Below are 9985 nucleotides of genomic sequence, written 5' to 3'. Positions count from 1 at the left end.
GACGTCGGCGATATCGCCAAGCTCACCGGTGACCTGAACCATGGCTCGCATCCACAGGCGTTGCGAACAAAGCCGGTTATTATACTACCGAGAAGCCCGCGCGTACCGCCTGACGCGGATCAGCGGATGGACGAATGGCGCCTCGCGGCGGCGACGTGCGCCGCCGGCCGCCACTACCGCCCCGCCATGCGGCGCAGGATGGTACAGAAGTGGCGCACCGGCTCGCTGAGCGCCTCGTTCTTGCGGGTCAGGATCCCGAACGGCGAGAGCGTCTTGCCCACCGAGATCGGCAGGGCGACGATCTCGCCGAACGCCAGGTAATCGCGCAGCACCGACTCCGGCAGCACCAGCACGCCGTCACCGCGCTTGACCAGCTGCAGGGCCGCATAGATCGACCCGCACTCGATGATATCCCGGGGCGACATCAGCCCCGCGGTCTCGAACTCCTTCTCGAGCACCTGGCGCAGCGGGCTCTCCAGCGGCTGGAGGATCCACGGCCAGTCGTCCAGCAGCGACGCCAGCGACAGGTCCGCCACCCCGACCAGCGGATGATCGTGACGCACCACCGCCAGCACCGTCTCATTGCCGAGGGACTCGAAGTCGAACAGGTTGTGCTGCAGCGCGGTCACGTAACGGGCGATGGCGACGTCGATGCGGTTCTGTGCCAGCAGTTCCACGAGCTGGTCACTGGTCTCGCCGAGCATGCGCACCTGCAGCAACGGATGCTGGCGCTTCATCTCGACCACCGCCTCGGCGACGAGATCGGGCGCCGCCCCCATGATCGCGCCCAGCACCAGCTGCCCCTGATCGCCCAGGTGATGGCGGTGCAGCGACTCGGCGCAGCGCTCCAGCCGGTTCACCGCCCCCTGGGCGAACTCGATCAGGACCTCGCCGGACTGGGTCGGCCGCACGCCCCGCGAGGTCCGTTCGAAGAGCTGGCATTCGAAGGTGGTCTCGATCTCGCGCAGCATGCGCGTCGCCGCCGGCTGCGACATGTTCAGCGAACGCGCCACCTGATGCAGATTGCGGCACTCGTCGAGCAGCGAGATCAGCAGCAGGTGCTTGTAGCGCAGGCGGTTGAGGACCACCTGGTGGTGCAACTCCTCCGACATCCCTCCCCCGTCGGCAACCCTTGATACGCCCTGGCTATCGCTGCCCTTCCCGCCGGACCTTCGCATTCGGTCAGAAAACCGCGCACTCATGGCGACAGCACACGGAAGGCGTGATAGCGGGCTCACGGCCGCGAAATAAGGCAAAGGTATCAGAAAGCACGGCATTCGTATTAGTCGAGCCCGGACCCCGGTGTTACAAGTCAGTGCACGAAATCGGCCATTCATCCGTCGCAGGGCCGTCGTCGCGCTCGACTCACGAGAGACTCGCATGACCAGGCACGCCTCTCCCGAAGTCACCAAGATGCTCAAGCGGCTGATGCCCTTCCCGCTGCCGGCCTCCGCCCGGGCCTTTCCCGGCCGGACCGGCGGCGGCCCCTGCCTGCTCACCGTCACCACCGTGATCCCCGGTCTGCGGGGCCTCGGCGTTTCCGGCCTGGTGGCGACGCCTCACGGCGAACACCACGACGCGTCAAGACAGGAGACCCGATCCCCATGAAGACGACCATCAAGCACGTCCGCGCCTACACCGTCCGCGGCGGCGGTGCCGACTACCACGATCAGGGCGATGGTCACTGGATCGACGGCCAGATCTCGACCCCGATGAGCAAGTACCCGGAATACCGCATGACCCGCAGGAGCTTCGGGCTCAACGTGCTCGGCACGCTGGTCGTCGAGGTCGAGGCCAGCGACGGCACGGTGGGCTTCGCGGTGACCACCGCCGGCGAGATCGGCGCCTTCATCGTCGAGCGGCACCTGGCCCGGTTCGTCGAGGGCCAGCGGGTCACCGACATCGAGAAGATCTGGGACCAGATGTTCAACGCCACGCTCTTCTACGGCCGCAAGGGCGTGGTGCTCAACACCATCTCCGGTGTCGACCTGGCGCTGTGGGACCTGCTGGGAAAGCTCCGCGACGAGCCGGTGCACGCCCTGCTCGGTGGCCCGGTACGCGAGGAGCTGAGCTTCTACGCCACCGGCGCGCGGCCCGATCTGGCCAAGCGGATGGGCTTCATCGGCGGCAAGATGCCGCTCCGGCACGGCCCCGCCGAGGGCGACGCGGGGCTGAACCGGAACCTCGCCCAGCTTGCCGAGATGCGCGAGCGGGTCGGCGACGACTTCTGGCTGATGTTCGACTGCTGGATGAGCCTCGACGTCAACTACGCCACCCGCCTGGCCCACGGCGCCCGGGAGTACGGCCTCAAATGGATCGAGGAGGCCCTGCCCCCCGACGACTACTGGGGCTACGCCGAACTCAGGCGCAACGCGCCCCCGGGCATGCTGGTCACCACCGGCGAGCACGAGGCGACCCGCTGGGGCTTTCGCATGCTCCTGGAGATGGAGTGCTGCGACATCATCCAGCCCGACGTCGGCTGGTGCGGCGGGATCACCGAGCTGATCAAGATCTCGGCGCTGGCCGACGCCCACAACAAGCTGGTGGTGCCCCACGGCTCCTCGGTCTACAGCTACCACTTCGTGATCACCCGCCAGAACAGCCCGTTCGCCGAGTTCCTGATGATGGCCCCCGGTGCCGACGAGGTGGTGCCGATGTTCAACCCGCTGCTGCTCGACGAGCCGGTGCCGGATAACGGCCGCATTCCCGCCTCGAAGCTCGACGCCCCGGGCTTTGGCGTGCGCCTGAACCCGGGGAGCGACCTGGCGCGCCCCTACACGCACTGACACGCGGGAGACGGCCATGATCGTTCGCGCCTTTCGCATGACCCTGCACCCCGGCCGGGAAGCCGAGTACCGGCGCCGCCACGACGCCATCTGGCCGGAGCTGGTCGACGCCCTGCGCGAGGCGGGGGTCGAGGAGTACCGCATCTTCCTCGACCCGCAGTCACGCCACCTGTTCGCGATCATGTGGCTCGCCGACGACCATCGCGTCGACGACCTGCCGGCGCTGCCGGTAATGCAGCGCTGGTGGTACGCCATGGCGGACATCATGGACACCGAGGCGGATACCTCGCCGCAGAGCGTGCCGCTGGACGAGGTATTCACGCTGCTGCCCGAGGAGTGACGACGATGCAGGTCATCGACGCCCACGTACACTTCTGGAACCTCGGCCTGGGCAACCAGCCCTGGCTCGAGCACCCGGAACCCAACCTGCTCGGCGACTACCGGCCGATGGCCCACGACTACGGCCCCGCCGGGCTGCGCCGCGACAGCGACGCCATCGACCTGCTCGGCGCCGTGCACATCGAGGCCGACGCCGTCGACCCGGTAAAGGAGACCCGCTGGCTGGCGGGGCTCGCCGAGGGGGGCGACCCGCCGCTGCCCTCGGCGCTGGTGATCGGCGCCGACCTCTCGCGGCCGGACGCCGCGCGGGTGATCGAGGAGCAGCTCGCGCTGAGCCCGCGGGTGCGTGGCGTGCGCCAGATCCTCAACGTCCACGACGACCCGCTGTACGACTACGTCGGCCGCCACTACATGAGCAAGCCGGCATGGCGCGACAACTTCCGCCTGCTCGGACGCCACGGGCTGTCGTTCGACCTGCAGCTCTACCCCTCGCAGATGCCCCAGGCGGCACGGCTCGCCGGCGAGCACCCCGACACCCGGTTCCTGCTCAATCACGCCGGGATGTACGTCGACCGCCACGGTGTGCCCGGCTGGCGGGCCTGGCGCGACGGCCTGCGCGAGCTGGCCAGGCGCGACAACGTCGCCATCAAGCTCAGTGGCTTCGGCATGCTCGACCATCACTGGACGACCGGCAGCATCCGGCCGCTGATCCTCGAGGCGATCGACGCCTTCGGCGTGGGGCGCTGCCTGTTCGCCTCCAACTTTCCGGTCGACGGCCTCTACGCGCGCTATGCGGACGTCTGGAACGCCTATGCCGACGTCGTCGCCGACGCCTCGGCGGCGGAGAAACAGGCGCTTTTCGCCGACAACGCCCGGCGTCTCTACCGCCTTACCGGCAACAACGCACCGCAGCATCCATGACCGAGGAGACCCCCATGCTGCTCAATGACAAGACCGTCATCATCACCGGTGCCTCGCGCGGCATCGGCCGCGCCGCCGCCCTGGAATGCGCCCGCCAGGGCGCCAACGTGATCATCGGCTACAGCGGCAGCGAGTCGAGCCGGCCGCTGGTCGACGAGCTGATCGCGGAGATTCGCGGCCTGGGCCGCGACGCCAGCGCAGTGGGCGCCCCCGCCGGCGACCCGGACACCGGCAACAGGCTGGTCGCGTCGGCGATCGAGCATTTCGGCGGCGTCGACGTGTTCGTCAACAACGCCGGGATCTGTCCGTTCCACAGCTTCCTCGACATGCCCCGCGAGACCTACCTGGAGACCGTCAACACCAACCTGAACGGCGCCTATTTCGCCGTCCAGGCGGCGGCCAACCGCATGAAGGACCAGGGCCGCGGCGGCGCGATCATCGCGGTGAGCTCGATCAGCGCGCTGGTCGGCGGTGGCATGCAGACCCACTACACCCCGACCAAGGCCGGCCTGGTCTCGCTGATGCAGTCCTGCGCCGTCGCACTGGGCCCCTACGGCATCCGCTGCAACGCCCTGCTGCCCGGCACCATCGAGACCGACATCAACAAGGACGACCTCGCCGATCCCGACAAGCGCGACTACATGATCGGCCGCACGCCGCTGGGCCGGCTGGGCCGCCCCGAGGACCTGGCCGGCCCGATAGCCTTCCTCGCCTCCGACATGGCGGCCTACGTCACCGGCGCCTCGCTGCTGGTCGACGGCGGCATGTTCGTCAACCTGCAATAGGACACGCCCGTGGAACTCCCAAAGAATCCGTTCAAGGCCGCGCTGACCGGCGAACCCCGCTACGGCTGCTGGGCCGGCTTCGGCACCGCCTACGCCGCCGAGATCCTCGCCACCACCGGCTTCGACTGGCTGCTGATCGACGGCGAACACGCCCCCAACCCGGTGCCGGCGGTGCTCGGCCAGCTCCAGGCCGTGGCGCCCTACCCGAGCGCGCCGGTGGTGCGCACGCTCAACCACGATCCGGCCCTGATCAAGCAGCTGCTCGACGTCGGCGCCCAGACACTGATGGTGCCGATGGTCGACGACGCCGGGCAGGCCGAGGCGCTGGTGCGCGCCATGCGCTTCCCGCCGCAGGGCATCCGCGGCGTGGGCGGCGGACTGACCCGCGCGACCCGCTGGGACGCGGTGCCCGATTACATCCGGACGGCACACCGCGAGCTGTGCCTGATCGTCCAGGTGGAATCACCGCGCGGCATCGACAACGTCGAGGCGATCGCCGCCGTGGACGGGGTCGACGCGGTGTTCGTCGGGCCCGCCGATCTCTCCACCGGGGCCGGACACGTCGGCAACCCCGGCCATCCCGACGTCCAGGCGATGATCCGCCGCGCCCTCGACGCCACCAGGGCGGCCGGCAAGGCCGCAGGCATCCTCGCCCCCGCCGAGACGGACGCCCGGCGCTACGCCGATTGGGGCTTCGACTTCATCGCCGTGGGCATCGACATCAGCCTGCTGCGCCACGCCGCCGTGCAGACGCTGGCCCGCTACCGGCCCGACGACGGCGCCCCCGGAACACCGACATCGGACACGTACTGAGCACAGCGACAACATCAACTGGCACAGGAGGAGAGCCCCATGACCAGCGACATCCCGACCTACCAGAACTACATCGACGGCACCTTCGCCCCCGCCCGCGAGCACATCGAGGTGCGCAACCCCGCCACCGGTGCGGTGCTCTCGCGGGTGCCGGAGTCCGGCGCGGACGACGTCGAGCGCGCGGTGAACGCCGCCCGCGCCGCCCAGAAGCCCTGGGCGCGGCTGCCCGCGGTGGAACGCGCGGTCTACCTGCGCCGGCTCGCCGACGGGATTCGCGGCGAGGCCAAGGCCCTGGCCCGCGTGATCACCGAGGAGCAGGGCAAGGTCTCCGGGCTGGCCGAGGTGGAGGTCAACTTCACCGCCGACTATCTCGACTACATGGCCGAGTGGGCGCGGCGCATCGAGGGCGAGATCGTCGAGAGCGACCGTCCCGGCGAGAACATCTTCCTGTTCCGCAAGCCGCTCGGGGTGGTCGCCGGCGTCCTGCCGTGGAACTTCCCGTTCTTCCTGATCGCACGCAAGATGGCCCCGGCACTGGTCACCGGCAACACCGTGGTGATCAAGCCCAGCGAGGAAACCCCCAACAACTGCTTCGAGTTCACCCGCCTGCTCGACCGGATCGGCCTGCCGGACGGCGTGTTCAACGTGGTCAGCGGCGGCGGTGCCAGCACCGGCAGCGCCCTGACCGCCAGCCCGCGAATCGACATGATCAGCTTCACCGGCAGCGTCGAGACCGGCTCGGCGATCATGCGCGGCGCCGCCGACAACATCACCAAGCTCAATCTGGAACTGGGCGGCAAGGCGCCGGCCATCGTCCTCGACGACGCCGACATCGACCTCGCCGTGAAGGCGGTCCGCGACTCGCGGATCATCAACACCGGCCAGGTGTGCAACTGCGCCGAGCGTGTCTACGTGCAGCGCGGCGTCGCCGACGAGTTCACCGACCGGATCGCCCGGGCCATGGCCGACACCCGCTACGGCGATCCGCTGGCCCGGCCCGAGGTCGAGATGGGGCCGCTGATCAACCAGGAGGGGCTGGACAAGGTCGCCGCCATGGTCGAGCGCGCCGGCCGTGACGGCGCCGAGCTGGTCACCGGCGGGCAGGTCGCCGATCTCGGCGCCGGTTTCCACTACCAGCCCACGGTGCTCAGCGGCTGCCGCGGCGACATGGAGATCATGCGCAAGGAGATCTTCGGCCCGGTGCTGCCGATCCAGGTCGTCGACGACCTCGACGAGGCGATCGCGCTCGCCAACGACTCGGAGTACGGCCTGACCTCCTCGGTCTACACCCGCAGCCTCGCCCGCGCCATGCACGCCTGCCGCGAGATCGACTACGGCGAGACCTACGTCAACCGCGAGAACTTCGAGGCCATGCAGGGCTTCCACGCCGGCACCCGCCAGTCGGGGATCGGCGGCGCCGACGGCAAGCACGGCCTCTACGAGTACACCCGCAGCCACGTGGTCTACCTCGAGACCTGATCCCGCGGCTCGCCCCGGCACCCCCGGCGGCAACGCACGCCGGGGCGCGGGGCGTTGACGGTCATGACAACGGAGGTATGCGCCATGAGCGACATGACCCCTGACGCGGCGGCGCAGGTCGAGCCCAGCGCCGTCGGCGGCGAATACGAGCGCCAGCCCGTGCCCCCGGGGGCACGACTGGGTTTCAAGGACTTCATCGGCATGTACGCCGGCGAGCACACCGCCGGCACCGAGCTGATGATCGGCCCGCTGTTCGTGCTGGCGGGCGTCTCGGCCTTCGACGTGGTGGTCGGCCTGATCGTCGGCAACGCGCTGGCGGTGCTGAGCTGGATGCTGCTCACCGCGCCCATCGGTACCCGCGCACGCCTGACGCTCTACTACCAGCTCGAGAAGATCGCCGGCCGCCACACGGTCATCCTCTACAACCTCGCCAACGGCCTGGCGTTCTGTTTTCTGGCCGGGGCCATGATCACCGTCTCGGCCACCGCCGTGGGGGTATGGTTCGGCTTCCCGCTGCCGACCCTGGGGGACCTGACGCCCAACAGCGTCGGCTGGGTGCTCAGCGTGCTCGGCGTCGGTGTGGTGATCACCCTCGTGGCGGCCTATGGCTACCGCTACGTCTCGCGCTTCGCCAACATCGCCGCGCCCTGGATGGTGCTGATCTTCCTCGGCTTCGGCATCGTCTCGCTGAAGTGGTTCATCGACGCCAGCGCCACGCCGATCGGCTCCGCCGGCGACCTGTGGACGCTGGCCGATACCGCGATCTGGACCGGCGTGCACGTGCCCGGCCAGCCAGACTTCACCATCTGGCACGTGATCTTCTTCGCCTGGTTCACCAACATGGCCATGCACATCGGCATGTCGGACCTGTCGGTGCTGCGCTTCGCGCGCAAGAGCTGGTATGGCATCGCCTCGGCGGCGGGAATGTATGTCGGCCACTTCATGGCCTGGCTGGCGGCCTCGATGCTGTTCGCCTTCCAGATGTACCAGGCCGGGCTGACCTCGAAGAGCGCCGTGGTCAGCGCCGCCGGGGCCGGTAACATCCCCAACCCGCTGCCCGGCCCGCTGGCCGACCAGGCGCTCGGCGTGGCCGGGCTTATCTGCGTGATCATCGCCGGCTGGACCACCGCCAACCCGACCATCTACCGCGCCGGGCTCGCCTTCCAGGCGGTCATCCCCCGGGTCTCCCGGTTCAAGGTGACCGTCGGCACCGGCCTGCTCACCACCTTCGTGGCGATGTTCCCGGCGGTGGCGATGCAGCTGCTGGGCTTCGTGGCCCTCTACGGCCTGCTGCTCATGCCGATCGGCGCGGTGGTCTTCACCGACTACTGGGTACTCCCCCGCCTCGGGCTCCAGCGCTACTACGCCGAGCGGGCCGGCCGCCTGCTGACCATGCCGGCGCTCGCCACCTGGCTGATCACCCTCGCGATCTGCGTGGCCCTGGTGAAGCTCGCCGGGATCGAGATCTTCTTCGTGGCACTGCCGGGCTGGTTCATCGCCGCCGCGCTGTTCATCGCACTGAGCTACGCGACCCAGCGGCGGACGGCCGCCGCCCCCGTCACGACGAAGGAGTAATCGCCATGCGCAGGGTGCTGCAGACGATCTCGCTGCTGATGCTGGTTCTCACGGCAGGGCTGCCCATGCTCTACCTGTTCGACGCGCTCGGCGAGACATCGATGAAATGGTCGCTGCTCGCGGTCACGCTCGTGTGGTTCGCCGTCACCCCCTGCTGGATGGGCCGCGGGGACGACGCCGGCGACTAGCTGTGAAGTCTCAGGAGGTGTCCACGGGGCCCGCGAACGCGGCCCCGGGGGCCCCGGCGCGTTGACGCGTGCGGACCCCGCCCCCGGGCGGGCACCAATGCCAGCGCCGACGGTCACCCGTCCCCGGCGGACGGGTCGCGCTCGATCAGCCCGGGGTCGTCGTTACGCGGCGAGTTCACCCGGGTGCTGACCGGCCACAATCGCAGCTGCTCGCCCGGCACCGGACGCACCGCCGCGCGAATGCGCTCCCGGGCGTTCAGCGCCGGATCCAGCCAGGCCCGCCAGCAGGAAGGGTCCAGGACCACGGGCATCCGTGGGTGGATACGCCGGGCTGCCCCCCGGGCGGGCTCGGTGATGATGGCCATGCCCGGCAATGCCCCGCCGGCGTGACCGCCGGGGACGTGCACCGCCGCGAACATCAGCGGCGCACCCACGTCGAGGTGCCAGGGCTGGCGCACTCCGCCGGGCCCGGCCCGCCATTCGTACCAGCCATCCGCCGGGACCAGACAGCGCGCCTCGCGGAAGGCCCGGGCGAAATAGCGGCTCGACGCCACCGTCTCCGCGCGGGCGTTGATCGGCTGCGGGGCACCCGGGTCGTCCACGTCGTCGGGCCGGAAGCCCCAGCTCGCCATCGTTAGCCGCGGCCCGTCCTCACCGGCCACTGCCACCGGCACGGCGGTTCCGGGCGGGATGTTGTAGCATGCCGGGACCACCGCGTCCGGAGGGGCGATGCCCAGCCACTCGGCGAACGCGGACAGCGGCGTGTGACGTTCGAATCGGCCGCACATGGGTCGCGCAGGATAGCAGACACGGCCCCGCCCGGCGGGGCACGACGACGGGAGGACGCGGGAACATGCGCATCGCGATCATCGGTATCGGCGGGATCGGGGGGTTCTACGCGGCACGGCTGCTGCAGGCCGGCCACGAGGTCATCGCCATCGCCCGCGGGCAGCAGCTGGACGCCCTGCGCGAGCGGGGCCTGACCGTCGAGCACCCCGAGTCCCGGTTCGAGGCCCCGGTGACCGCCATGGATATCGCCGGCCTGCAGGCCGAGGATCCGCACGGCGTCGACGGCGTACTGCTCGCGACCAAGTCCGCG

Annotated in this window: 12 protein-coding genes; 10 read left to right on the top strand and 2 right to left on the bottom strand. The window is 69.7% G+C overall.

Features of this window, described 5'->3' with window-relative positions; all coding sequences use genetic code 11:
• Positions 1-173: 173 nt before the first annotated feature.
• Complete coding sequence (locus G7A99_RS13630; RefSeq protein ID WP_163141008.1) at positions 174-1112, bottom strand: LysR family transcriptional regulator; 939 nt, start codon at positions 1110-1112, stop codon at positions 174-176.
• A gap of 268 nt (positions 1113-1380) precedes the next feature.
• Here G7A99_RS13630 and G7A99_RS13625 point away from each other — a divergent pair, with 268 nt between their 5' ends.
• The 9 genes from G7A99_RS13625 (at position 1381) to G7A99_RS13585 (ending at position 8886) form a co-directional block, all read left to right on the top strand.
• Positions 1381-1608 carry a hypothetical protein gene (locus G7A99_RS13625; protein WP_163141005.1) on the top strand — a complete coding sequence of 76 codons (228 nt, stop codon included), beginning with the start codon at positions 1381-1383 and terminating at the stop codon, positions 1606-1608.
• Positions 1605-2786: an L-rhamnonate dehydratase gene (rhmD, locus tag G7A99_RS13620; RefSeq protein ID WP_163141002.1), complete on the top strand. Its 1182-nt coding sequence runs from the start codon at positions 1605-1607 to the stop codon at positions 2784-2786. Before G7A99_RS13625 ends, rhmD begins: the two co-directional genes overlap by 4 nt.
• A gap of 16 nt (positions 2787-2802) precedes the next feature.
• On the top strand, positions 2803-3126 hold the full coding sequence (locus G7A99_RS13615) for an L-rhamnose mutarotase (RefSeq protein WP_163141000.1): 324 nt from the start codon (positions 2803-2805) through the stop codon (positions 3124-3126).
• 5 nt (positions 3127-3131) lie between these two features.
• On the top strand, positions 3132-4046 hold the full coding sequence (locus tag G7A99_RS13610) for an amidohydrolase (RefSeq protein WP_163140998.1): 915 nt from the start codon (positions 3132-3134) through the stop codon (positions 4044-4046).
• Between the two features lie 14 nt (positions 4047-4060).
• Entirely contained in the window at positions 4061-4831 is a 771-nt protein-coding gene (locus tag G7A99_RS13605; protein WP_163140996.1) for an SDR family NAD(P)-dependent oxidoreductase, read from the top strand.
• A 9-nt stretch (positions 4832-4840) separates the two neighbouring features.
• The gene (locus tag G7A99_RS13600) at positions 4841-5644 is read left to right on the top strand and encodes an HpcH/HpaI aldolase/citrate lyase family protein (RefSeq protein ID WP_163140994.1); all 804 of its coding nucleotides are present in this window, start codon (positions 4841-4843) and stop codon (positions 5642-5644) included.
• A 39-nt stretch (positions 5645-5683) separates the two neighbouring features.
• Positions 5684-7123, top strand: a complete 1440-nt coding sequence (aldA, locus tag G7A99_RS13595; RefSeq protein WP_163140992.1) for an aldehyde dehydrogenase — start codon at positions 5684-5686, stop codon at positions 7121-7123.
• An 84-nt stretch (positions 7124-7207) separates the two neighbouring features.
• Positions 7208-8698, top strand: coding sequence for a cytosine permease (locus tag G7A99_RS13590; protein WP_205599853.1), 1491 nt, complete (start codon positions 7208-7210; stop codon positions 8696-8698).
• Positions 8699-8703: 5 nt separating this feature from the next.
• Positions 8704-8886: a hypothetical protein gene (locus G7A99_RS13585; protein WP_163140990.1), complete on the top strand. Its 183-nt coding sequence runs from the start codon at positions 8704-8706 to the stop codon at positions 8884-8886.
• Between the two features lie 113 nt (positions 8887-8999).
• Here the strand turns inward: G7A99_RS13585 and G7A99_RS13580 are convergent, their stop codons facing one another.
• Positions 9000-9674, bottom strand: coding sequence for an SOS response-associated peptidase (locus G7A99_RS13580; protein ID WP_163140988.1), 675 nt, complete (start codon positions 9672-9674; stop codon positions 9000-9002).
• 65 nt (positions 9675-9739) lie between these two features.
• Here G7A99_RS13580 and G7A99_RS13575 point away from each other — a divergent pair.
• Positions 9740-9985: 2-dehydropantoate 2-reductase (locus tag G7A99_RS13575; RefSeq protein WP_240466282.1), on the top strand; the 246-nt coding region annotated here is incomplete at its 3' end.

The organism is Arhodomonas sp. KWT (assembly GCF_010993615.1).
This window is presented reverse-complemented; position numbering and strand designations above follow the sequence as displayed.